General features: G+C 65.2%; 20 protein-coding genes. 10 read left to right on the forward strand and 10 right to left on the reverse strand.

Going from position 1 to position 22,757, the window contains the following annotated elements; all coding sequences use genetic code 11:
* Window positions 1–88: 88 nt before the first annotated feature.
* Window positions 89–2,560 (forward strand): ATP-dependent helicase, encoded by a 2,472-nt coding sequence (locus Q9316_RS11230; protein WP_306035279.1) that lies wholly within the window; start codon window positions 89–91, stop codon window positions 2,558–2,560.
* Window positions 2,561–2,579: 19 nt separating this feature from the next.
* On the opposite strand, the gene Q9316_RS11235 is transcribed toward Q9316_RS11230, so the two are convergent.
* The 5 genes from Q9316_RS11235 to Q9316_RS11255 all read right to left on the reverse strand — a co-directional run bounded on the left by Q9316_RS11235 (window position 2,580) and on the right by Q9316_RS11255 (window position 7,533).
* Window positions 2,580–3,062, reverse strand: a complete 483-nt coding sequence (locus Q9316_RS11235) for a GNAT family N-acetyltransferase (RefSeq protein ID WP_306031700.1) — start codon at window positions 3,060–3,062, stop codon at window positions 2,580–2,582.
* 72 nt (window positions 3,063–3,134) lie between these two features.
* A complete protein-coding gene (locus Q9316_RS11240; protein WP_306031701.1) occupies window positions 3,135–4,334 on the reverse strand; it encodes a DUF2778 domain-containing protein in 1,200 nt (399 codons plus the stop codon).
* 252 nt (window positions 4,335–4,586) lie between these two features.
* Complete coding sequence (locus Q9316_RS11245; RefSeq protein WP_306031702.1) at window positions 4,587–6,005, reverse strand: amidase; 1,419 nt, start codon at window positions 6,003–6,005, stop codon at window positions 4,587–4,589.
* A 209-nt stretch (window positions 6,006–6,214) separates the two neighbouring features.
* A complete protein-coding gene (locus tag Q9316_RS11250) occupies window positions 6,215–6,706 on the reverse strand; it encodes an anthrone oxygenase family protein (protein WP_306031703.1) in 492 nt (163 codons plus the stop codon).
* Between the two features lie 2 nt (window positions 6,707–6,708).
* A complete protein-coding gene (locus tag Q9316_RS11255; protein ID WP_306031704.1) occupies window positions 6,709–7,533 on the reverse strand; it encodes an SDR family oxidoreductase in 825 nt (274 codons plus the stop codon).
* Between the two features lie 109 nt (window positions 7,534–7,642).
* Between Q9316_RS11255 and Q9316_RS11260 the strand changes: the two genes are divergently transcribed.
* A complete protein-coding gene (locus tag Q9316_RS11260) occupies window positions 7,643–8,251 on the forward strand; it encodes a TetR/AcrR family transcriptional regulator (RefSeq protein WP_306031705.1) in 609 nt (202 codons plus the stop codon).
* Between the two features lie 7 nt (window positions 8,252–8,258).
* On the opposite strand, the gene Q9316_RS11265 is transcribed toward Q9316_RS11260, so the two are convergent.
* Window positions 8,259–9,356 (reverse strand): hypothetical protein, encoded by a 1,098-nt coding sequence (locus tag Q9316_RS11265; RefSeq protein ID WP_306031706.1) that lies wholly within the window; start codon window positions 9,354–9,356, stop codon window positions 8,259–8,261.
* Between the two features lie 177 nt (window positions 9,357–9,533).
* Between Q9316_RS11265 and Q9316_RS11270 the strand changes: the two genes are divergently transcribed.
* The 3 genes from Q9316_RS11270 (at window position 9,534) to Q9316_RS11280 (ending at window position 12,020) form a co-directional block, all read left to right on the forward strand.
* Window positions 9,534–10,325: a DUF1194 domain-containing protein gene (locus Q9316_RS11270; protein WP_306031707.1), complete on the forward strand. Its 792-nt coding sequence runs from the start codon at window positions 9,534–9,536 to the stop codon at window positions 10,323–10,325.
* Window positions 10,326–10,426: 101 nt separating this feature from the next.
* Window positions 10,427–10,663 (forward strand): hypothetical protein, encoded by a 237-nt coding sequence (locus tag Q9316_RS11275; protein WP_306031708.1) that lies wholly within the window; start codon window positions 10,427–10,429, stop codon window positions 10,661–10,663.
* Window positions 10,664–10,826: 163 nt separating this feature from the next.
* Window positions 10,827–12,020, forward strand: a complete 1,194-nt coding sequence (locus tag Q9316_RS11280) for an aromatic ring-hydroxylating oxygenase subunit alpha (protein ID WP_306031709.1) — start codon at window positions 10,827–10,829, stop codon at window positions 12,018–12,020.
* 96 nt (window positions 12,021–12,116) lie between these two features.
* On the opposite strand, the gene Q9316_RS11285 is transcribed toward Q9316_RS11280, so the two are convergent.
* Window positions 12,117–13,538: an aminotransferase gene (locus Q9316_RS11285; protein ID WP_306031710.1), complete on the reverse strand. Its 1,422-nt coding sequence runs from the start codon at window positions 13,536–13,538 to the stop codon at window positions 12,117–12,119.
* A gap of 236 nt (window positions 13,539–13,774) precedes the next feature.
* On the opposite strand from Q9316_RS11285, the gene Q9316_RS11290 reads away from it, so the two are divergent.
* The 3 genes from Q9316_RS11290 to Q9316_RS11300 are packed head-to-tail and all read left to right on the forward strand — an operon-like array spanning window position 13,775 to window position 16,632.
* A complete protein-coding gene (locus Q9316_RS11290) occupies window positions 13,775–14,692 on the forward strand; it encodes an ABC transporter permease (RefSeq protein WP_306031711.1) in 918 nt (305 codons plus the stop codon).
* The gene (locus Q9316_RS11295; protein ID WP_306031712.1) at window positions 14,689–15,513 is read left to right on the forward strand and encodes an ABC transporter permease; all 825 of its coding nucleotides are present in this window, start codon (window positions 14,689–14,691) and stop codon (window positions 15,511–15,513) included. The genes Q9316_RS11290 and Q9316_RS11295 overlap by 4 nt, the downstream gene beginning before the upstream one ends.
* 24 nt (window positions 15,514–15,537) lie before the next feature.
* Entirely contained in the window at window positions 15,538–16,632 is a 1,095-nt protein-coding gene (locus Q9316_RS11300) for an ABC transporter ATP-binding protein (protein WP_306035280.1), read from the forward strand.
* A gap of 162 nt (window positions 16,633–16,794) precedes the next feature.
* Here Q9316_RS11300 and Q9316_RS11305 read toward each other — a convergent pair whose 3' ends face one another.
* From Q9316_RS11305 to Q9316_RS11315, 3 genes are read right to left on the reverse strand one after another with little or no spacing between them, the layout of a single operon-like run.
* Entirely contained in the window at window positions 16,795–17,877 is a 1,083-nt protein-coding gene (locus Q9316_RS11305) for an ABC transporter substrate-binding protein (protein WP_306031713.1), read from the reverse strand.
* Between the two features lie 28 nt (window positions 17,878–17,905).
* Entirely contained in the window at window positions 17,906–18,571 is a 666-nt protein-coding gene (locus Q9316_RS11310) for a TetR family transcriptional regulator C-terminal domain-containing protein (RefSeq protein WP_306035281.1), read from the reverse strand.
* Window positions 18,572–18,612: 41 nt separating this feature from the next.
* Complete coding sequence (locus tag Q9316_RS11315) at window positions 18,613–19,431, reverse strand: methyltransferase domain-containing protein (protein WP_306031714.1); 819 nt, start codon at window positions 19,429–19,431, stop codon at window positions 18,613–18,615.
* A 161-nt stretch (window positions 19,432–19,592) separates the two neighbouring features.
* Here Q9316_RS11315 and Q9316_RS11320 point away from each other — a divergent pair, with 161 nt between their 5' ends.
* Window positions 19,593–21,212, forward strand: a complete 1,620-nt coding sequence (locus tag Q9316_RS11320) for a phytoene desaturase family protein (protein WP_306031715.1) — start codon at window positions 19,593–19,595, stop codon at window positions 21,210–21,212.
* Window positions 21,199–22,755, forward strand: a complete 1,557-nt coding sequence (locus tag Q9316_RS11325) for a phytoene desaturase family protein (protein WP_306031716.1) — start codon at window positions 21,199–21,201, stop codon at window positions 22,753–22,755. Before Q9316_RS11320 ends, Q9316_RS11325 begins: the two co-directional genes overlap by 14 nt.
* Window positions 22,756–22,757: the final 2 nt, after the last annotated feature.

Below are 22,757 nucleotides of genomic sequence, written 5' to 3' on the forward strand. Positions count from 1 at the left end.
CACAATCTTATGGCTGCAAATTTTCCCCGCGGAATAAAAGCAGAACGGAAAACTGGCCTTTCGGAACCGAATCACTACATTGAGCCGCATGATCAGCGGTTACGACGACATTCCCTTCTTCGACGAGGACCCGCAGCTTGCCGGCAAGCCGGCGGCACCGGCCAAGCCGGCCGGCGGCAGTTCGGGTATCGGCATCGCCGCGCGCGCCATGGCGGCCCGCGACGCCCACCGTGCGCCGGACTATCTCTCCGGCCTCAATCCCGAGCAGCGCGAGGCGGTCGAAACGCTCGACGGCCCCGTTCTCGTGCTCGCCGGCGCGGGCACCGGCAAGACGCGCGTGCTGACCACCCGCATCGCCCATATCCTCGCCACCGGCCGCGCCTTCCCCAGCCAGCTTCTCGCCGTGACCTTCACCAACAAGGCGGCGCGCGAGATGAAGGAGCGCATCGGCCTCCTCGTCGGCGGCGCGGTCGAGGGCATGCCCTGGCTCGGCACTTTCCACTCGATCGGCGTAAAACTCCTGCGCCGCCATGCCGAGCTCGTCGGCCTGCGTTCGGACTTTTCCATCCTCGACACTGACGACGTCGTGCGCCTGATCAAGCAGATCCTCCAGGCCGAAGGCATCGACGACAAGCGCTGGCCGGCAAAGCAGTTCGCCGGCATGATCGACACCTGGAAGAACAAGGGCCTCGACCCGGCGCAGATCCCGGAGGGGGACGCCCGCGCCTTCGCCAACGGCAAGGGCCGCGAACTCTACGTCGCCTACCAGAACCGCCTGAAGACGCTGAACGCCTGCGATTTCGGCGACCTTTTGCTCCACCCGATCCGCATGTTCCGCGCCAATCCCGACGTGCTCGCCGAGTATCACCAGCGCTTCCGCTATATCCTCGTCGACGAGTATCAGGACACCAACACGGCGCAGTACATGTGGCTGCGCCTGCTCGCCCAGCGGCCGAAGGGCACGCCGCAGAACGTCTGCTGCGTCGGCGACGACGACCAGTCGATCTACGGCTGGCGCGGCGCGGAAGTGGACAACATCCTGCGTTTCGAGAAGGATTTTCCCGGCGCGAAAGTCATCAAGCTGGAGCGCAACTATCGCTCGACGGCCCATATCCTCGGCGCCGCCGGCCACCTGATCGCCCACAACGAGGACCGTCTCGGCAAGACGCTCTTCACCGACCGGCACGATCCTGATGACGACAAGGTCGTCGTCCATGCGGCCTGGGACTCGGAGGAAGAGGCCCGCGCCGTCGGCGAGGAGATCGAGCAGCTCCAGCGCAAGGAACACAAGCTCAACGACATGGCGATCCTCGTGCGCGCCTCCTTCCAGATGCGCGAATTCGAAGACCGGTTCGTCACACTCGGCCTGAACTATCGCGTCATTGGCGGCCCGCGCTTCTACGAGCGCCTCGAAATCCGCGACGCGCTCGCCTATTTCCGCCTCGTCAGCCAGCCCGCCGACGACCTCGCCTTCGAGCGCATCGTCAACACGCCCAAGCGCGGCCTCGGCGATACGACGATCCGCAACCTGCATGACTATGCCCGCGCCCGCGACATTCCTATGCTCGCGGCGGCGGCCGATATCATCGAGACGGACGAGCTGAAGCCGAAGGCGCGCAAGGCGCTCTTCGACGTCGTCACCGATTTCCGTCGCTGGCAGACACTGCTGGAAACCATGCCGCACACCGAGCTTGCCGAGCAGATCCTCGACGAGAGCGGCTATACCGCCATGTGGCAGGCCGACAAGTCGGCCGAAGCGCCGGGACGCCTCGATAACCTCAAGGAACTCATCCGCTCGATGGAGGCCTTCGAATCGATGCGCGGCTTCCTGGAGCACGTCTCGCTGGTCATGGATGCCGAGCAGAACGAGAATCTCGACGCCGTCTCGATCATGACGCTGCACTCGGCCAAGGGCCTCGAATTCGAGACGGTCTTCCTGCCCGGCTGGGAGGAAGGCCTGTTCCCGCACCAGCGCGCGCTCGACGAGGGCGGCCGGTCGGGGCTGGAAGAGGAACGCCGCCTCGCCTATGTCGGCATCACGCGGGCGAAACGGCGCTGCCACATCTGGTTCGTCTCCAACCGCCGCATCCACGGCCTCTGGCAATCCACCCTGCCCTCGCGCTTCCTCGACGAGCTGCCGGAAGGCCATGTGGAAGTGGCCGAAGTGGAACAGTCCTATGGCGGCTATGGCCGCGGCGGTTATGGCCAGTCGCGCTTTGACAAGCAGGAGCCGTTCCAGAACGCCTATTCGACGCCCGGCTGGCGGCGCGCGCAGGCAAACCGCACGGATGCCACGCGCGACAACTGGGGCTCACGCTCCGGCCATGCCGTCGAGCGCATCGGCTACGGCGAGAGCGGCCCGCGCGCCCGCACCATCGAGGGCGAGCTGATCGCCAAGTCGGCCACGGCCGAACCGTCGAAATTCGCGATCGGCGACCGGGTGTTCCACCTGAAATTCGGCAATGGCAACGTGGCGGCGATCGAGGGCAACAAGCTGACGATCAACTTCGACCGCGCCGGCCAGAAACGCGTGCTCGACGGTTTCGTCGAGCGGGTGTGACGGGAGCTGACGGCGACCGCTAGCGCTCGGCTTTGTAGAGGCGCTCCCATTCCCGGCGCAGGATTGCCATGAACGCACAATCCACCAGCTCGCCGTCCGCCCTGCGCCAGCAATCCCGAAACACGCCTTCACGCACAAACCCGGCTTTTTCGTAGAGGCGGATGGCAGCGGCGTTGTCGACGGTGGCGTCCAATGCCACACGATGGGTCAGGGGATCGGCGAAAAGCCGCGCCAGTACCGTGGACAGCAACGCAAGGCCCTGCCCCTTGCCGGGAGCCTCCACCGCCATTTCCGCGATCGCGTAGCTTCCGGGCAGCCAGTTGATGAGGCTTGCAAAACCGGCCGCGCGCCCCTCGGGCTTCCATACGAGCAGTGTGCCTTCGGCGGTTCCGCGCTCGAGTTCGCCATCTTCGAGCGGTGTCAGGAAGCGGGCATTTTCCGGTCGGTCCCATATCGTTCTGATGAACGCGTAATCCGCCGGCCTTGCGATATCCAGTTCCATCAACTCACGTCCCGCTGCATTCACAAGTCTGGAGGCCGCGCCCGACGGCCCGACCTGTTTCCTGCCGAGCCCTCAAGCGCCGGCCTTGCGATAAAGCGCGGCGAGGCGTGTGCGGGAGGACGGCAGTTCCGGCACCACGACCAGCATGGTGACACGGCCCCGCTTGAAGGCGTTCAGGAACGGCTCGTAGTTCTGGAAGGCGACGCAGCCGTGCGAGCCCTTCTGGCCGCGCAGGAGATTGGTATGGGTCAAGAGGCCCGTGCGGTTCTTCGGGTCACGGCCGTCGATCGAGAGCATGCGGATCGCCTCGACGCCATGGAAGCGGCGCTCGCGCATCTTTAGGCGATAGATGCCGGCCGGTGTCGGGCCGTTCATCTTGATGTGCTCGTAGTCAGGATTGTCGCGCATCTTGCCGATGCCGGAATGGGCGCGCAGCTTCGTGCCGTCAGGCATGTGGACCGTCGCGTTGGAGACATCGTAGATCGCGACCTTCGTGCCCCTGCCCGGCCAGCCGGTGCTGCCGCCCTTGCTCTTGAAGAGATCGCCGAACAGCGAGCGCTCGGGCTTGGCGAAGGCGACGTCTTCCTTGTCCTTGTCCTTCGTTTTCTCACGCCTGGCGCGTTCGACGGGCTTTTCCTCCGCCGGCTTGCGCTCGATCGTGACGGTCTCCAGCGCGGGGCGCGCCTCGGGCAGCGGGATATCGCTGAGGATGTCGTCGTCCTCTTCCGTCTCCGGCTTTGCCATGACGAGGCCGAAAGGCTGGATGTCCTTGCGGGCGGAATTTTCGGGAAGGAGCGCGGTGACCAGCGCGGGTTCGCCGCTGATCGCCTTCTCTTGATCCACGGAGCGTTCGGCGCGGGCGAACGCGGCCTCCAGCATCAGGGCCTTGGCCTTCTCGCGCTTGACGGCGGAGGCGAGCTGGACGGAGATCCGGCGCTGGTGCGCGATCTTGATCGCCTCGGCGGTGAGCTGCTTCTGGCGCAGGTCGCTTTCCGACGGCGGCGAAAGGCGCGAGAACTTCGCGACCTTCACCATGCGTTCGGCGTGCTGCCGCGCGGTTTCGAGCGGCTTTACATGCAAGGCGGCGGCGATGTTCTTCTTGCCTTCCGACAGGGAGGATGCCGCCTCCTGCATGGCACCCAGCGTCGAGACGACCGCCCAGGCGGACCCGGCGATGACGCCGCAGGCAAGCAATGCGCTGAAAAGGACACCCCCGGAACGGCCCCGACGGGATTTCGACGCGGAACGCGCGGAACTGTATACAGACGCCATGATACTCGTTACCCGATACTCGTTACTCGACGCGGCCGCGGAAGTGACGCTCCGAAAGCCGTTACGCTGGCGGCGGGCGGGAGCACGCGCCCCCGATCCCTGCCGAACGAGCAAAGAATGACGAAATATGGTAAGCAATTCCTAAACGGCGCCTCGTGTTTTTGAAGGAATCCGCCGGGCGGTCCTCGGCACCCGGCAAGGCGTGCCTTTCACGAAATTGCGGCGCTGGCGTGTCCGGAAAGCCACGCCTCCCTAGAATTGGGGATGCCGGCCGAGCCAGTCGGTTGCCTTTTCATAGGCGGCGGCCGCCGAAAGCACGTCGCGATCCCGCCGCGAACGGCCGATGATCTGAATGCCGGCGGGCAATCCGTTCGCGCCGAAACCGGCCGGCATGGCGGCGACCGGAAGGCCGGCAAGCGTCGGCCCGATCACCACTTCCATCCAGCGGTGGTAGGTGTCCATGGCCTGCCCGTCGATCGCTTTCGGCCAGTCGAGTTCCGCATCGAACGGGAAGACCTGGGCGGAAGGCAGGATGAGGAAATCGTAACGCGTGAAGAGGTCCGCGACATGGCGGTGCCAGTCGCTGCGCGCCAGCGAGGCGGCATAGATGTCGGCGGCCGAAAGGCCGTGGCCGTGTTCGATCTCCCAGATCATTTCCGGCTTCATGCGCGCCCGGCGCGCCGGGTCGGCATAATCCGCCGCCTGCGCGCCGGCGACGAGGAAATGGCGCAGCGTGCGCCAGGTCTGCCACAGCCGGTCCATGTCGAAACCGGGGGGAACCTCCTCCACCACGCAGCCCAGCCGGCGGAAGACCTCGAGCGACGCACGGCAGAGGTCCAGCACGCCCCGCTCGAACGGCAGGTAGCCGCCGAAATCGCCGAGCCAGCCGATGCGGGCGCCCGAGAGGTCGCGGTCGGGATCCAGCGAAAGGCTCTCGTCGGTCAGGGACAGCGGATCGCGCGGATCGTGCCCCGCCTGCGTCGCCAGGAGCGCCGCGACATCCGCCACGCTGCGGCCCATCGGGCCGTTGACGGCAAGCTGGCCGAGGAAGAGCTCGTTGCCGAGCGAGGGCACGCGGCCGAAGGACGGGCGGAAGCCGACGACATTGTTGAAGCCGGCAGGATTGCGCAGCGAGCCCATCATGTCGCTGCCGTCGGCGACCGGCAGCAGCCGCGCAGCCAGCGCCGCCGCCGCCCCGCCGGACGAGCCGCCGGCGCTCTTCGCCGTGTCGTATGGATTGCGCGTCACGCCGAAGACCGGATTGTAGCTGTGCGAACCGAGGCCCATTTCCGGCGCATTGGTCTTGCCGATGACGATGGCGCCGGCGGCGCGGATGCGCTCGACATGGATATCGTCGTAGTCGGGCACGAAGTCCGCATAGTTCGCCGAGCCGAAGGAGCAGAGGATGCCCTTGGCCTCGGAGAGGTCCTTCACCGCGAAGGGCATGCCGTGCAGCCAGCCGCGATAGTCCCCCGCCGCAAGCGCCCTGTCCGCCGCCTCCGCTTCGGCCAGAAGCTCTTCGGCGGGCCGCAGGCTGACGATGGCGTTGATGCGCGGATTGATCGCCTCGATCCGCGTAAGATGGGCCGCCATGACGCTCCGGCAGTCGAGCCAGCCTTCGGCTATGGCGGCGGAAAGGGCAAGGGCGGAAAGATCGGTGATGTCCTGCAAGGTCGGCTCCGGCAATCGTCTGATGCTAGGATCGATCGACATTCAGCCCAGGCCGAGCCGAAAATGGTGCTTTTCCGCGACCCGGAGCGCAGCGTACTTTCGGTACGTGAGCACCGGAAGCGCGGAAAAGCGCGGTTTGCAGGCCGGCATGAGCTGAATGTCGATCGATCCTAGAGCTAGCAGGCCGGACGGGCGAGCGCCAGCCCGCCTCAGCCGAGCGGGACGCCCTGTCGGAACGCGAAGGCGAAGAGCGCGACCGCCGCAAGCGAGCCTGCGGTGCGCACATGGTTCCACATCGTCCAGACGTCGAGATAGCGCTGCCAGAGCGCGGCCTGTTCCGCGCTGCCGGCGGGAGCGGCAGCCAGCGCGTCGTTGAGCGGCACGTTGAAGACGATCGTCACGCCGATGACCGCGACGAGGAAGACGATGCCGCCTGCCGCCGCCGTGAGCCCACCGGCCCCACCCTGCAGGAAGCCGAGCACCGCCAGCACCAGCGACAGCAGCGCCGCGCCGAAGAAGGCCGAAAAGAACCAGGGGTTCTGGATGACGACGTTGATGGCGTTCATCGCCGCCGCGCCCTCTGCCGGCGAAAGGCGCGCGAAGGCGGCCATGATGCAGACGGAGAAGATGAAGAAGAGTCCCGCATTCAAGGCCGCCGCGAGGATGGCGAGGAAGGTCAGGATGGGAAACGCGCTTGCCATGGTCAGGTCCTCCAGAAGCCGGTTTCGGCCGTTTCGCGGGCAAAATCTGCAAAGTCGCGCGGCGGGCGCCCGAGCACCTGCGCGATATCGCCGCTCAACCGTTCATTCCGCCCGTCGAGCACCGAGCCGAAAAGATAGGTGACGAGCCAGATGACATCTTCGGGCATGTGCGCTTCGCGCAGCATGCCCGCATAAGCCTCGACGGTAACGGACGTATAGACGACGTCGCGCCCGCCAGCGGCGGAAAATTCCGCCACAGCCTCGCGGAACGTCATCAGCCGTGGACCGGTGAGCTCGTAGGTCTTGCCCGCATGCCCGTCCTGCGTCAACGCGGCGACGGCCACATCGGCAATGTCGCGCGTATCGACGAAGGGCTCGCGCACCGTCGCCGACGGCAGGACCAGTTCGCCGCCAAGGAACGGCTCGGCAAACAGGCCCTCGCTGAAATTCTGGAAGAACCAGCTGCCGCGCAGCACCGTCCAGGCGATGCCGGCCTCCTTCATCGCCGCCTCGCTTACCTCGGCCGCATCCTCGCCTCGGCCGGAAAGCAGCACGAGCCGCCATACGCCCGCCTCGGCGGCAAGACGAGAAAGCCGGCGGATGTCATCGTCCGAACCCGACACGGCGAGATCCGGCTGGTAGGCGATGTAGACGGCATGCACGCCTTCCAGCGCTGCCGGCCAGCCCGAGGGATCGCGCCAGTCGAACGGGATCGCGGCCGATCGCGAGCCGATCCGCACCTCATGTCCCCTTTCACGGAGCCGTTCGGCGACCGGCCGCCCTGTCTTGCCCTCGCCGCCCAGAACCAGAAAACGCTTGTCCGTCATGTTCCATCCTCCAAAATGTGAGTAATACTCATATTTGCAAAATGTGAGAAATCCTCGTATTTGTCAAGGACGATTTGAAACGGCCCTGCATCAGCCCCTGGAGAAAGCGATGAACGACACGCAGATGCGCCGCGCGCCCAGCCAGAAGCGCAGCCGCGAACGGGTGGATGCGATCCTTTCCAATGCCACGGAGATGATTGCCGAAACGGGCAGCGACGCCCTGCGCATGAGCGAGCTTGCCCAGCGCACGGGCATTTCGATCGGTTCGCTCTACCAGTATTTTCCCGACAAGAGTGCCGTCGTGCACGCGCTGGCCGAACGCTGCAACGAGGAAAGCCGCGCCTGCATCGCCGAGGGCCTGTCGGCGGTCGGGTCGATGGAGGACCTAGCCGCCGCCTTCGGCGCGCTGATCGATACCTACTATGCGATCTTCCTCGCCGAACCGGTGATCCGCGACATCTGGTCGGCCGTGCAGGCCGACGGCGCCCTGCGCGCCATGGAGGTGGAAGAAAGCCGGCGCAACGGCGCGTTGCTCGCCGCGCGGCTGAAGGCGCTGCGCCCGGCGGCGGATGCCGCCCGGATCGATGCCAGCGCCCTCCTCGTCATGCATCTCGGCGAAGCCACCATGCGCCTCGCCATCTCGGTGGCGCGGGCGGAAGGCGATGCGCTGGTCGAGGCCTACAAGCGCATGGCAATCCGCGAGCTGACGGCGCTGTAGCGTCGCCCTATCGTGCCGCGCGGCGCTGCTCCAGCACTTCCGCCGCTTCGAGCAGCGTGGCGAAGAGGTAGGAGATCCGGTCGCTGCGCGTCTCGCCATACCAGATCTGCGGCACCATCACGCGGAAGCGGGTTTCCAGCAGATCGGCCAGCGCCTCCGTATCGCCCATCCATTCCAGCGCGTCGGCATAGAGGTTCATCACGCTCGGCGCCGGGAAACGCGCAAGCAGATCCTCGAAGCCCTGCTTCACCAGATCGGGATCGCAAAGCGTATCGGCAAGCTCATGATTGCCGACCTCGGTGTTCGCCTGCTGGATCAGCGCATAGAAGCCCAACCCGAAACGGTCCTCGGTCAGCTTAGCTGCCCGGCGGGCGAAATCCTCGAGGTCGTGCTCGTCCCGCCCGAGCCAGCGCGGCATGATCATGCGGGCATGGGAGCGGCAAAGATCGATATTGTAGCGGTCGAGCAGCCAGGCGCGCTCGAAGCGTGCCTTGAACGTCTCGAAATTGCCCTCGTTGGCCGAACGGCGGTAATCGCTCATGCGCCAGCTGAAATCGTTCGGATCGGCATGGCCGTCGAGCACCGCGTCCGCCTCCTTCAGCAGCGCTTCGTAGCCCTGCCACTGGTCTGCCCGCACGTCGCGTCCCCAGCCGGTGCCGCGCCGCACGAAGCCCGTCACGCGCAGGGCGTCGGCATAGGTGGCGGCGGAAAAGGGCGACGGGCTGCGCTGGAAGAATGCCCGGAAAGGGGCGAGCCCGTCCTCATGCGCCTGCACCGCCTCCTCGTCGTCGGGCAGCTCCAGGAAGGGTTCCAGGAACCAGCCCTGCACCAGTGAATAGAGCGGCCTGCCGTTTTCCGCGATGACGCCGCCCGCCCGCGCCGCTTCGAAAGCCCGCTGATAGGTCTCGAAATCGCCATTCCGCCAGGCCGCACGCATGGCGTCGCGCTGGGGAATCAGGGCCGTAATCTCATCATGGAGCTCGACGAGGGAGAGGTCGTAGTCGCGAACCAATTGCTCCTCCTCGGAAAGCGGCTCCGCCGACCCGGCAGGCGCACGAGCGAAAAAGCGGCCGCGAAGACCGGCAAGAACATCCTTGAAACCCATGTCGCTCCACTTTCCCGGGCATCGCCCGCTTGTCCGGCAATCCCAAGACACACAAGCAGACGGATGCCGCCGGGCCGCTATTCGCCGTCCATCACCGATTTTTGAAGATGGCCTGCTCTTTCCCCGCGCCGCTCGTGCTACATTTGGCGATGGGATATGCACGGATGGGTGACGGTCATGCTGACGACGCTTGCCTTGCTGATGAGCCTGACGGCCGGCGCCGAAATCGCCGCCACCTCCGGCGGGGAGGTTGATGTCGAACTGGTGCTGGCGGTCGACGTCTCCGGCTCCATGGACCTGGAAGAGGCGCAGGTACAGCGCGCCGGCTATGTGGACGCGCTCCGCCATCCCGATTTCATCAATGCCGTGCGCGACGGGCTGAACGGCCGCATCGCCATCAGCTATTTCGAATGGGCCGGCACGATCCGCGACAATTCCCACATCCCCTGGCAGGTCATCTCCGGCCCCGAGGAGGCCGAAGCCTTCGCCGCCCTGCTGGAGGCACGCCCGATCGCCACGCGACGCGGCACCTCGATTTCCGGCGCCATCGCTTACGGCGCGAAGCTCTTCGACAGCAATCCCTATTCCGGCATGCGCCGCGTCATCGACGTTTCCGGCGACGGGCCCAACAATTTCGGCGCTCCGGTGACGCCGGCGCGCGATGCGGCGACCGCCCTCGGCATCATCATCAACGGCCTTGCCATCATGATCCGCCCCTCCGTCGCCTTCGATTCGCTCGACGACTACTATTCCAACTGCGTGATCGGCGGGCCCGGCGCCTTCGTGCTGCCGGTGCAGGAGGCGGAGGACTTCGCCATCGCCATCCGCCGCAAGCTGATCCTCGAAGTCAGCGGCGTCACGCCGCCCGCCCGCGTGATCCCCGCCCAGGGACAAGCCCAGGATTGCATGATCGGCGAGAAACTGAGGCCGAGCTACATGGACCGCATCTACCCCGAACTTGACAGATAACGGCCTGTTCCCGCCGGAACAGCGCCGGACGTCCCCTCCTGCCAGAGTGATCCTACTGGATGAAATGGTTCATCCATTTCCTGGAAGAGAGGAGACCTGAAATGCGCAAGTTCATCATGTCCGCCGTTGTCGCGACCGTCGCAGCGGTATCCTTCGCAGCGCCCTCGCAGGCCGGCGGCTTCTATTTCGGCTTCGGCGGCGGCCACGGCTGGGGCGGCCATCACGGCGGCTATGTCAGCCACTACTACGGCCATCACCGTCACTGCTTCTGGAAGAAGATCAAGCGCTACAACAAGTGGGGCCATATCGTCGTCAAGCGTGTGAAGGTCTGCCGTTAAGCCCCGGCGCCGCCGCGTTTTTTCGCCGCAAATCCACCCTGCCCCGGCCGCCCTGCGGCCGGGAATTCGCCATTATGGAAACAACGACTTTCCACAACCCATTCCTTTTGAAGGAGAAATGTGCTTATATTGAATGAACGTTCAGCAAAATAAGGGGAGCACCATGAACGAGATGATCCGCGATATCAGCGTTCCGAACGATTGGGACCGGAGCGGACTTCCGGGCTGGTGTTACCATAGCCCCGCCTTGCTGGAGCTGGAAAAGCAGCATGTCTTCCGCGAGCACTGGCAGATCGCCTGCCACGTCTCCGACATTCCCGAGCCCGGCAACTACCTTGCCATGGACGTCGTCGGCGAGCGCGCGCTCATCCTGCGCGGACAGGACGGCGACGTGCGCGCCTTCCACAACATCTGCCGTCACCGCGGCTCCCGCCTCGTCGCGGACGAGAAGGGCTCCTGCCGCAACGCGCTGGTCTGTCCCTTCCACGGCTGGGTCTACAATCTCGACGGAACCCTGCGCGGCGCCGCCCGGCCGAAGAGCTTCCCGCCGCTCGACAAGAACGAATTCGCACTGAAATCGCTCGAGTGCGAGATCTGGCAGGGTTTCGTCTTCATCCGCTTCGCGCCCGGCCCGCAGCCCTCCGTCGCCGAGCTGATGAAGCCCTTCGAGGAGGAGCTGTCGCACTATCGGTCGCAGGAGATGCTACCGACGGGCGATATCTGGACGCAGGAGACGCCGGTCAACTGGAAGTCCGTGCGCGACGTCGACAATGAGGGCTACCATGTCGCCATGGCGCATCCCGCCCTGCAGGACCTCTACGGCTCCACCTATTACGACGAACCTTTCGTCGAAGGCCTCTGCCGCTCCTTCGCAACCTACAATCCACATGCCGGCCGCCGCTGGAGCGTGCGCAACTACGTGAAGATCTCGCCGGAGAACACCCAGCTTCCCGAGCGCCTGCGCAAGGCCTGGATCTATTTCGGCCTCTTCCCGAACTGCGTCATCGCCGTGACGCCCGAGACCGTGCAGTTCTACCAGGAGTTTCCGGTCGGCGTCGGCAGGACTCTATTGCGCGGCGGCATCTACCGTCACCGCGAGGAGGACCGCGCCCACCGCCTCGCCCGCTACCTCGCCTTCCGCATCGACCGCGACACGCAGGCCGAGGACGTGCAGCTCACCGTCTGGTCGAACGAGGCGATGACCTCGAACGCCTTTGCCGGCTTCTATCTCTCCGACCTCGAATACGGCGTGCGCACGCACCACGACCACCTGCGCAAGGTGCTGCCGGTGGTGACGCTGAAGGATGCGCCGGAGGAGAAGGATATGGCCAGCGTCAATGCGGGCCTGCAAGGCTAGGCGCGACCACCGGTCCACGCAAAGGGAGGCCCGCTTTCGCGGGCCTCAATCGTCTGGATCGGGGAATGTCGCTCCAGACGGAGCATCCGGAAAGGCTTAGCCCTTCCACAGCCCCTCGCGCGTCAGGTCGTCCATCGTCAGTTCGATGCCCCGGCGCAGGATCGCCGCCATGTCGTCGATCTGGCCGGTCGTGATGGTGAGCGGCGGCGACATTACGCACATGTGGATGAGCGGACGCACCAGGAGGCCAAGTTCCTGGCAATGTTTGTCGATGCGCTTTCCCACTTCGAGGTCGAGCGTCAGCGGATTGTTGCTCGCGCGGTCGGCAACGCATTCGACGCAGGCCATCAGCCCGAGCCCGCGCACCTCCCCCACCAGCGGCAGGTCCTCCAGCGCCTTGAGGCTCGCCTGGAAATGATCCGCCACCCCGCGCGTATGCTCCAGCAACCCGCCTTCCAGGATGTCGAGGTTCTTCAGCGCCACGGCACAGCCGACCGGGTGGCTGGAATAGGTTAGCCCATGCGCGAACATCGCTTCGGAATGGTTCGAGCGGCGCAGCTCCTCGAAGAGCCGTCCGGCGATCATCACGCCGCCGAGCGGGAAATAGCCTGACGTGACGCCTTTCGCAAAGGTGATCATGTCGGGCTCGATGTCGAAGACGTCCTTCGACGCGAAGACATGGCCGAGGCGCCCGAAGGCCGTCACCACCTCGTCGGCGATGAAGAGGATATCGTTCTGCCGGCAAAGCGCGTGCATGCGCTTGAGATAGCCGGGCGGCGGCACGATGACGCCGCCCGACGCCATGACGGGCTCCGCAATGAAGGCGCCGATGTTCTCCGCCCCCTTCTCCTCGATGACCTGGCGGAACTCTTCCACCAGCACATCGCAAAAGGCTTCCATGCTCAGGCCGTCCGGCCGGCGGAAGGGATTTGGGCACGAGAGCTTCACCACCAGATCGGCGGCGCTGTCCATCCAGTCATGATCGCGCGGCCGGCCGTTGAGCGAGGCGGAAAGATAGGTCGATCCGTGATAGCCGCCCTGCCGCGAGACGATCAGCTTCTTCTCCGGTCTCCCCTTCACATTGTTGGCGAACTGCATGAAGCGCAGCGCCGTCTCGACCGCCGAGGAGCCGCCCGTCGTGTAGAAGACATGATCGACGCCCTCGGGCGCATGTTCCGCCAGCCGCGCGGAAAGCACCGCGGACGGTGTGTTCGTCGTGTACCAGGGCGAATTGTAGGAGAGTTCCATCGCCTGTGCCGCCATGACGTCGGCGAGTTCCCGGTTGCGGTGGCCGGCATTGACGCACCACATGCCGGCAGGGCCGTCGATCAGCTTCCGGCCCGCGGCATCCGTCACATAGATGCTCTCACCCGACATGATCCGCCCGCGCGCCTCCGCGCCGATGGAGCCGGACACCGGCCAGGGCTGCACCAGGTGGCGCTCGGCGAGCCGGGTGAGATCGTCGGACGCCTCGTCGGCGGGGATACCCTCGTTCGCCGTCTTCGGAATTGCCGCCATGTCCCTCTCCCATATCTTTCGTGTAAAAGATTCCGAGAACAACAATATGAAAGATTTCACATTTCCCTATCATATTGAATGTTCGTTCAATCAATATTGCAGAACTGGGGCTTGATTTCAACGGGCATTTGGGCGCATGCTTCGTTTCGGGAACACATCGAAGCCGAAAAGGCGCGAAACATGGGAACGGGAAATCTCACGCTCTACGAGAGTTGTCGCGGCCGGAGTTCTGCCCGATGACGGCGGCAGCATTCGATACGATCGCTGACACGTCCTCCTCCTCCCGGCCAGGGGCCTGGATGCGGAGCGAAGAGGCCCGCGGCCTTGCCATGATATCGCCGACCTTCCTTTATGCGCTGGCGGTGCTCTTCCTCCCGGTTCTCATCGTCATCGCCTATAGTTTCTGGACGCAGAATTATCTCGACATCGACCGCACCTTCACGCTGGAAAACTACCGGCAAGCCCTGACGGAACCGATCTACCGCGACCTCTTCATCCGTTCGCTCTGGATTTCCCTGACGGTCAGCATCGTCACCGTCGTCTTCTCCTACCCGATCGCCTGGTTCATCTCCTTCCATGGCGGGGTGCACAAGAACCTCTGGCTCTTCCTCATCACCGTGCCCTGCTGGACGAGCTATCTGTTGCGCGTCATGTCGTGGAAGGTCATCCTCGGCTATGGCGGGGTCATGAACACCGGCCTCATCTCGATGGGCCTCATCGACAAGCCGGTGACGTCGCTCCTCTACAATTCCAACGCCGTCGTCATCACGCTGGTGCATAGCTGGGCCGCCTTCGCGATCCTGCCCATCTACGTTTCGCTGCAGAAGGTCGACCGCACGCTGATCGAGGCCGCGCGCGATCTCGGCGACAGCCGCCTGCGCGCCTTCCTGCGCGTCACGCTGCCGCTGTCGCTGCCCGGCGTCATCTCCGCCTTCCTGATCGTGATGATCCCGACCGTCGGCGACTACGTCACGCCGCGCCTCGTCGGCGGCAAGGACGGCGTGATGATAGCCACCGCCATCCAGGCGCAATTCGGCAAGGCCGCCAACTGGCCGCTCGGCGCAGCCCTCTCGGTGACGACCATGGTGCTCGTCTCGCTGACCGCCGCCGCCGTCGTGCTCGTACTGAAATTCACCGTGCGGAGGATCAGATGAACATCCTCACGCAGCGCCTGCGCTTCATTCCCTGGCTCCCGGTCTATGTGGCCGCCTATTTCCTTTTCCTCTACCTGCCGATCCTGCTGCTGCCGATCTTCTCCTTCAACAATGCGGCGACGACCACCTTCCCGCTCGCCGGCTTCACCACGAAATGGTACGCCTCGCTCGTCGGCAACTCGGTCATGCTGCAGGCGGCGTGGAACAGCCTGATCGTCGGCATCTCCGTCTCGCTGCTCTCGACCATCCTCGGCATCTGCGCGGCGCGCGCCATCACGCGCTACCGATTCCGCGGCCAGCGGGCGGCGGCCGGCCTCATCATGGCGCCGCTCTTCCTGCCGGAGATCATCGTCGCCGTCTCGCTGCTGATGATCGTGCTGGCAATGGGCGTGGAACTGTCGCTGGTCACCGTCATCCTCGGCCAGACCGTGTTCTGCGTGCCCTATGCCATGTCGGTGCTGGTCTCCGGCTTCGAGGGCTTCGACCGCAGCCTGGAGGAAGCCTCCTACGACCTTGGCGAGACCGCCCTCGGCACCTTCCGCCGCGTGACGCTGCCGGTGGTCGCGCCGGCCATCGTCTCCAGCCTGCTCGTTACCTTCACCATCTCGCTCGACGAGTTCATCCTCGCCTTCTTCCTGTCCGGCACCGAGCCGACGCTGCCGGTCTATATCTGGGGACAGCTTCGCTTCGCGGCCAAGCTGCCGGGCGTGCTGGCGCTCGGCACGATCATGCTCGCCGCCTCCATCCTCATGCTCACCCTTGCCGAAATCCTGCGCCGCCGTGCCGAACGCCGCACGCAGATGGCGCTCATGCTGCCCTAGGAGCCGCCCATGGCCGACCGCGCGATGATCCAGATCGAGAACGTGTCGAAGTTCTACGGCATCTACAAGGCGCTCGACGACGTCTCGCTGTCCATCGGCGAAGGCGAGTTCTTCTCGCTGCTCGGCCCCTCGGGCTGCGGCAAGACCACACTCCTGCGCTCCATCGCCGGCTTCGAGACGCCGACGGCGGGCGAGATCTACATCGACGGCACACCCTCCCTCGCCCTGCCGCCGAACAGACGGCCGACCAACATGGTGTTCCAGAGCTACGCCATCTTCCCGCATCTCGACGTTTCGGAAAACGTCGCCTACGGCCTGAAACGGCTGAAGCTTTCGCCGGAGGAGGAGAAGAAGCGCGTCGGCGATGCGCTCGACATGGTGCGCCTTTCCGGCCTTGGCCAGCGCAAGGCGCATGAGCTCTCGGGCGGCCAGCGCCAGCGCGTGGCGCTGGCCCGCGCGCTCGTCATGCGCCCGAAGGTGCTGCTGCTGGACGAACCGCTCTCCGCCCTCGACAAGAAGCTGCGCGAGGAAATGCAGGTGGAGCTGCGCACGCTGCAGAAGGCCGTCGGCATCACCTTCATCCTCGTCACGCACGACCAGTACGAGGCGCTCGCGCTCTCCGACCGCATCGCCGTCATGTTCGGCGGCCGCATCGCGCAGATCGCGACACCGAAGGAAATCTACCAGCGCCCGCGCACCCGCAAGGTCGCCGACTTCCTCGGCGGCATGAATTTCCTGCAGGCAAAGGTGCTCGGCGAACAGGGCAACGCCGTCTCCATCGACGCCGCGCGCTTCGGCAATGTCAGCCTGGAAAAGCCGACCGGTTTTGCCGCCACCGACGGTCATGTCACCGTCGGCATCCGCCCGGAGCGCCTGCGCCTCCTCTGGGACGACGACCGCGCGCCGCACGAACTTGCCGGCCGCATCGAGAACCGCGCCTATTTCGGCGAGGTCACTCACCTAACCGTCGGTGTAGACGGACTGGAACAGCCGCTCTCGATGGTCGAGACAAACAATTACGGCGCGGACGACCTCCCCATCGGTGCGGAAATCCGCCTCGCCTACGATCCGGATGCCTTCGTGCTGCTGGCGGAGGATCCGCCGGTATCGCGGGTGTAAAATGGCCCCTCATCCGGCCTGCCGGCCACCTTCTCCCCGCAAGCGGGGCGAAGGGACATTGCCGCGCTGCCTTCCTTCAATCTCTCGCGAAACATCACCACAGCCCCCTTCTCCCCGCTTGCGGGGAGAAGGTCGCGGCAGCGGGATGAGGGGCAACCGCCCTCAATACCCCGACTTGATCTTCTCGAACTCGGCAATCATTTTCTGCCGCAACTCCGTCGGCATGGGCGACTGGAAGAGCGTGTTGGCGACGAAGGCGTCGACATCGGCATAGCCCTTGTCGGCGAGAATTTTCGGATCGACCGCAGCCATGCCCTTGGCATTGGAATGGCCATAGCCCCAGCTTTCGACCATGTAGGCCGCGACCGCCGGATCGGTGACGGCGTTGAGATAGTCGTAGGCAAGATCGGGGCTCGCCTCCGCGCCTTTCAGGCGCGCATAGCCGCAGACCCAGGTGGAAAGCCCCTCCTTCGTGTCCTTCTTGATGGCGACCGGCTGGCTCTCGGCCTGCAGGGTCGTCGCCGTCTCGTTCCACGCCCAGGCGAGATCGACCTCGCCGCTCGCCAGCGCCTGGCTCAGATCCGTGTTGTCGGTCCAGTAGAGCCGCACGTTCTTGTGCACCTCGCGCAGGAAGGCGGAAGCCTCCGCGAACTGGGCGTCCGTCATCGTCGTCCAGTCCTTGAGGCCGATGGCAAGGCTCGCCAGCGCATAGGCGTCGTCGACATTGTCGCCGATCGAGACGCGGTCCTTGAACTTCGGATCGGCAAAAGCCTTCAGCGAGGCGATCTCTTCGGGCTTCACCGTATCCGTACGGTAGGTGAGCACCGTATTGCCCCATTCGAAGGGGATGAACCAGGCCGTGCCGTCATCGGAGGTCATCAGGTTCTTCATCGCCTTGAAGTTCGGCAGGATGTCGTTCCAGGCGGTGAGCTTGGCCGTATCGAGCGGCTCCAGCAGGCCCGCCTCGCGCCACTTCACCACGCTCTGCGAACAGGGATGCGCCACGTCCGCCTTGAAGCCGGAGCGCAGTTTCTGGAACGCCTCCTCCTCGTCGCCGAAGAACGAGAACTCCGGCGAGCCGCCGTGCTTTTCCGTATAGGCGGGGTGGAAGGCCGGGTCCTCGTAGCCCGACCAGTCGAAGACGGTGAGCGTATCGGCGGAGAAGGCAGGAAGGGCGGTTCCGAGGGCAAGGATGGCGGCGAGCGCCGCTGTTGTGTAGGCCTTGGCCGTGTGTGCAGTCTTCATGCCGTGCTCCTTCCCCGTTTCGGGTTCCCTATTGTGATTTTGGTCCTTGGATCGTGAGATGCTTCGGGAAGGCGATGACGACGAAGGCGATCGCCGCCTCCAGCGCCTTCTCCCGCGTCGTGCCGTCGCCCATCATCAGGCGCAGCCACAGGCCTTCCAGCATGGCGCAGAGCGAGAGCGCCATCGGTTCCGGTTCATAGCCGTAGCCGCCCTCCGCTTTCAGTTCGGCGCAAAGCGAAATCACGGTCTCCTGGTACTTCACGTCCCGCGCGCCGCAGAGCGCTTGGTAGGTCGGCCGCGACTTGGCCTCGCCCCAGAAGGCGCACCAGGCGGCAAGCTTGCGCTTGGTGCAGATCTTGCGGTCGAAATCCGCGTGCACCAGCGCCCAGAGGCGGCCGGCGAGGCTCGGCCCCGCCTTTTCCAGCGCCGCGTTCCAATGGTCCGCATATTCCTCGGACATGAACTGCAGCGTGGCGACGAGCAGGTTTTCCTTGCTCTCGAAATGGAAGTTGACGATGCCGCGGGAAAGCCCGGCGCCGTCGGCGACATCGGCAAGCGTGGTGTCGGAATAGCCGCGCTTGGCGAGCGACTCGATTGTCGCCTCGATGAGCTGCTGCCGCCGCGTCTCCTTGGAAGCCTTGCGCCCCCGCTTCTCGCCGTCCCCCGAGCCCTGTTCAGCTCCGCCTGCCCGCATCTTCACCGTCACCTTGCCTTTTGGATTTTTCAGCATGACCGTCACGGGCGAACTCCCGCGGCCGGCTTGCTGCCGCGCAGATGAGCGGGACAATGCTCCCCGCTGTCAAGAACCTTCTGCATGGCCGTCCAGGTGCGGATGTTCTTGTCGACATAGGCTTCGCCGACCGCCGCGACGGCCTGCGCACGGAGCGGCCCCTTCAGGCGTTCCAGCTCGCCCCGCGCCACATCGCGATACCAGGCGTTGCGGCTTTCGGCGACGCCGTCGACAAAACCCGCCTGCGCCATTGCCGCGAGATAACGGCGCGACGAGGCCATGCCGAAATGGAGGCCTTCCGCGGCGATATAGTCCTTTATGTCGGCGCTCGGCTCACCGTCATGGCCGATCAGCCAGTCGGAGGCGGCAAGGACGCCGCCCGGCTTCAGCACGCGGAATAGCTCAGCGAACAGCGCCTCCTTGTCCGGTACATGGATCATCGCATCCTTGGAAAAGACGACATCGAACACACCGTCTTCGAACGGCAGCCGCCCCGGCGGGCTGGAAACGAAGCGGACGACAGAAGATAGCCCCTCGGCAGCCGTGGCCGCGCGCGCCCGCTCGATAACGGGCTGCTCCACGTCGTAGCCGACGATCTCCGCCGGCCGGTGGGTTTTTGCGATATGCAGCGTGATGCCGCCGGCGCCACAGCCGAAATCCAGAACCGTCCTGCCCCTGATATCCACGCCCGCCAGCACGCGATCGACCTCCGCCGGGCCGCCGGGCGAAAGATAACCCTCGCCCCATAGGACACCGAGGAAGCGGATCGCCGCCTCGTCATATTCCGGCTCCACCGCCGCACCGTGCTCACCCGTCGCCGTCATGGCATCCTTGCTCTTGCGGCCGCATGGCCGGTGCCTTTTCGTGGATTGAAATTCTAGCGCATTATCAGGCGATTGCAAGATACTTGCTGAATGATCATTCAGAATAACTGGACAACATTTTGCTTTTGATGCAGCTTTTAGAAACAAGGGAGACATCAAAAATGCAAAAGTTCGATGCCCTGATCGTCGGCGGCGGCCATAACGGGCTGGTCACGGCTTGTTATCTCCAGCGCGCCGGCCTCAACGTCCTCGTCGTGGAGAAGAACGGCTGGGTCGGCGGCGCGGCAACGAGCCGCGAGCTGACGCCCGGCTTCCTCTATTCGAACTGTTCCTATGTCTGTTCCCTCTTCCGCCCGGAGATCATGCGCGACCTGGAGCTGCCGAAGCACGGCCTGCAGGTCATCTCCTACGAGGGCGGCGCGGTCTTCACCCGCGACGGCGACTATCTCGCCTCCTACCGCGACCACGACAGCCACCGCCGCGAATTCGCCCGCTATTCGAAGCGCGACGCCGAAGCCTATGAGCGCTATGCCCGCGACGTGACGCGCCAGTGCCGCTTCATCCAGCCGCTCCTGATGCGCACCGCGCCGGACCCGTTCGGCTTCCGCCCGCGCGACATTTCCGAATTGCTCTACCTTGCGAAAAAATTCGGCGAATTCAGCCCGCACGAAATGGCCGAGACGCTGCGCTTCTGGACCATGTCGATCTCCGACTTCCTCGACGAATATTTCGAGACCGACGTCATCAAGGCCTATCTCGCGCTGTCGGGCATCATCGGCACCGCCCTCGGCCCCATGTCACCAGGCACGGCCTATGTCCTACTCCATCACTATATGGGCGAGGTGGACGGCTCGGTCGGCGCCTGGGGCTATGCGCGCGGCGGCATGGGCGCGGTCACGCAGGCCCTCGCCCGCTCCTTCGAGGCCTCCGGCGGCACCATCCGCACCGACTCCGAAGTTTCGAAGATCCTCACCCGCGGCGGCCGCACCACCGGCGTCGTGCTGGCGAATGGCGACGAGGTGCATGCCGATCTCGTCGTCTCCAATGCCGATGTGAAGCGCACCTTCCTGAAGCTCGTCGACGAGGATGCCCTGCCCGGCGACTTCGTCCACCGCGTCAGACACTTCAAGATGCGCGGTTCTTCCGGCAAGGTGAACATCGCGCTCGACAGCCTGCCGGAATTCCCGGCCCTGCCGCAAGGCTCCAACTGCATTCGCGGCGACATGCATTTCACCGATTCGATCGAGCGCATGGAGCGCGGCTACGACGACTGGAAGGCCGGGCGCTGGTCGGCCGATCCGTTCCTCGACATGATGATCCCGACCCTGCTCGACCCGACCATGACGTCGCCGGGCAAGCATTTCATGAGCTGCTTCGTGCAATATTGCCCGCCCAAGGTGGAGGGCCGCGACTGGACGGATGCCGACCGCGACGCATTTGCGCAAACCGTCATCAACCAGATCGCCGACTATTCGCCCGGCTTTCGCGACCACATCGTGCATATGGAGGTGCGAACGCCGCGCGAGATCGAGGCGGAAGTCGGCCTCACAGAGGGCAACATCTTCCAGGGCGAACTCACCTTCGACCAGCTTCTCTTCAACCGGCCGGTGCCCGGCTATGCGCAATACCGAAGCCCGATCTCCGGGCTCTACATGTGCGGCTCCTCCACCCATCCGGGCGGCGGGGTGATGGGCGCGCCCGGCCGCAACGCCGCCGCCGAGATCCTGCGCGACCTCAAGCGTTCCCCCGTCGAGATGAGCAAAGCCCATGACGTCATTTGATGCCATCGTGATCGGCGCCGGCCACAACGGCCTTGCCGCCGCCACCCGCCTCGCCAAAGGCGGCCGAAAGGTTCTGGTGCTGGAGGCGGCGAACGAACCGGGCGGGGCCACGCGCGGCCGGGAATTTTCCCCCGGCTTCCGCTCCGCCGGCCTGGCCCATCTCGTCAACCGGCTGGATGCGGAGGTCGCGAGGGACATCGGCCTCGACCTTGCGGGCGACGAGACGCTACTGCCGACGACCGTGCTCGACGGCTCCGGCAAGGCGATCACGCTCAACGGCGCCTATGGCGAAAGCATCGACGGCGTTTCCGCCGAAGAGGCGGCCGCCTTCGCCGCGCTGCGCAGGAAGCTGATCTTCCAGGCCGGCATCCTGAAACGCTTCCTGCGCCGCCCGCCGCCACAGATCGGCGCCATCTCGCTCGGCGATCTCTCCACGCTTGCCGGCGCCGGCTTCGGCCTCATCCGCAAGGGCCGCAGCGAGGGGCGCGATTTCCTGCGCATGCTGCTGATGAACGTCGCCGACGTCACCGACGAATATCTCAGCGACGACCGCCTGAAGGGTCTTCTCGCCTTCGACGCGACGCTCGGCATCCATCTCGGCCCGCGCTCGCCAACCTCGCTGCTCGGCCTCTACTATCGCCTGACCGGCGACGTCGCCGGCCGGACCGGCGGCCAGTTCGTGCCGAGGGGCGGCATGGCCGCCGTCGCGCCCGCCTTCGTGCGCGCCGCGGAAAAGGCCGGCGTCACCATCCGCTGCGGCACGCCCGTCGGCCGCATCCTCGCCGACCGTGGCCGAACGAGCGGCGTGATCACCCGAGACGGCACCGAAATCACCGCCCCCGTCGTCGTCTCGGCCATCCACCCGCAGACCACGTTCCTCCACCTCGTCGATCCCGCCGAAAGCGGCACCGGCTTCGTGCGCTCGGTGAAGAATGTCCGCAGCTACGGCAATGTCGCCAAGCTCGACCTGGCGCTGGACCGCATCCCGGACTTCGTAGGCCTGTCCGCAGACGCCCGCAACGGACGCATCGTGCTGGTACGCTCGAAGGAGCAGGTCGAGACCGCCTTCAACCCGGCAAAATACGGCGAGTTCTCCCCCGACCCGGTGATGGAAGTGACGCTGCCGAGCCTTGCCGATCCCGCACTCGCCCCCACCGGCGGCTGCACGCTCTCGGCGCTCGTGCAATACGCGCCTTACCGTCGCAAGGCAGGCTGGGAAAACGGCAAGCCCGCTTTCCTCAAGATCGTGCTGGAGACGCTGGAACGCCATGCGCCCGGCATCGGCAAGTCCGTCATCGCCGCCAGCTTGATGACGCCGGTCGATATCGAGGCGGAGTACAACCTGCCCGGCGGCCACTGGCATCACGGCGAGTTGCAGGCCGACCAGTTGCTCGTCAACCGGCCGACGGGCGCGGCCTCCGGCTACACGACGCCGATCGAGGGCCTCTATCTCGCCAGCGCCGGGGCGCATCCGGGCGGCGGCATTTCCGGCCTGCCGGGCTGGAACGCGGCCCGTCATATCCTTTCGGGAGGCAAGCCATGAAC

Source organism: Shinella zoogloeoides, assembly GCF_030733845.1.
Taxonomy (GTDB): domain Bacteria; phylum Pseudomonadota; class Alphaproteobacteria; order Rhizobiales; family Rhizobiaceae; genus Shinella; species Shinella zoogloeoides_C.

Coding starts and splice junctions, on each gene's coding strand:
- Q9316_RS11230 (WP_306035279.1), top strand. CDS start 89: ATGATCAGCGGTTACGACGACATTCCCTTCTTCGACGAGGACCCGCAG.
- Q9316_RS11235 (WP_306031700.1), bottom strand. CDS start 3,062: ATGGAACTGGATATCGCAAGGCCGGCGGATTACGCGTTCATCAGAACG.
- Q9316_RS11240 (WP_306031701.1), bottom strand. CDS start 4,334: ATGGCGTCTGTATACAGTTCCGCGCGTTCCGCGTCGAAATCCCGTCGG.
- Q9316_RS11250 (WP_306031703.1), bottom strand. CDS start 6,706: ATGGCAAGCGCGTTTCCCATCCTGACCTTCCTCGCCATCCTCGCGGCG.
- Q9316_RS11255 (WP_306031704.1), bottom strand. CDS start 7,533: ATGACGGACAAGCGTTTTCTGGTTCTGGGCGGCGAGGGCAAGACAGGG.
- Q9316_RS11260 (WP_306031705.1), top strand. CDS start 7,643: ATGAACGACACGCAGATGCGCCGCGCGCCCAGCCAGAAGCGCAGCCGC.
- Q9316_RS11265 (WP_306031706.1), bottom strand. CDS start 9,356: ATGGGTTTCAAGGATGTTCTTGCCGGTCTTCGCGGCCGCTTTTTCGCT.
- Q9316_RS11270 (WP_306031707.1), top strand. CDS start 9,534: ATGCTGACGACGCTTGCCTTGCTGATGAGCCTGACGGCCGGCGCCGAA.
- Q9316_RS11275 (WP_306031708.1), top strand. CDS start 10,427: ATGCGCAAGTTCATCATGTCCGCCGTTGTCGCGACCGTCGCAGCGGTA.
- Q9316_RS11280 (WP_306031709.1), top strand. CDS start 10,827: ATGAACGAGATGATCCGCGATATCAGCGTTCCGAACGATTGGGACCGG.
- Q9316_RS11285 (WP_306031710.1), bottom strand. CDS start 13,538: ATGGCGGCAATTCCGAAGACGGCGAACGAGGGTATCCCCGCCGACGAG.
- Q9316_RS11290 (WP_306031711.1), top strand. CDS start 13,775: ATGACGGCGGCAGCATTCGATACGATCGCTGACACGTCCTCCTCCTCC.
- Q9316_RS11295 (WP_306031712.1), top strand. CDS start 14,689: ATGAACATCCTCACGCAGCGCCTGCGCTTCATTCCCTGGCTCCCGGTC.
- Q9316_RS11300 (WP_306035280.1), top strand. CDS start 15,538: ATGATCCAGATCGAGAACGTGTCGAAGTTCTACGGCATCTACAAGGCG.
- Q9316_RS11305 (WP_306031713.1), bottom strand. CDS start 17,877: ATGAAGACTGCACACACGGCCAAGGCCTACACAACAGCGGCGCTCGCC.
- Q9316_RS11310 (WP_306035281.1), bottom strand. CDS start 18,571: ATGCGGGCAGGCGGAGCTGAACAGGGCTCGGGGGACGGCGAGAAGCGG.
- Q9316_RS11315 (WP_306031714.1), bottom strand. CDS start 19,431: ATGACGGCGACGGGTGAGCACGGTGCGGCGGTGGAGCCGGAATATGAC.
- Q9316_RS11320 (WP_306031715.1), top strand. CDS start 19,593: ATGCAAAAGTTCGATGCCCTGATCGTCGGCGGCGGCCATAACGGGCTG.
- Q9316_RS11325 (WP_306031716.1), top strand. CDS start 21,199: ATGACGTCATTTGATGCCATCGTGATCGGCGCCGGCCACAACGGCCTT.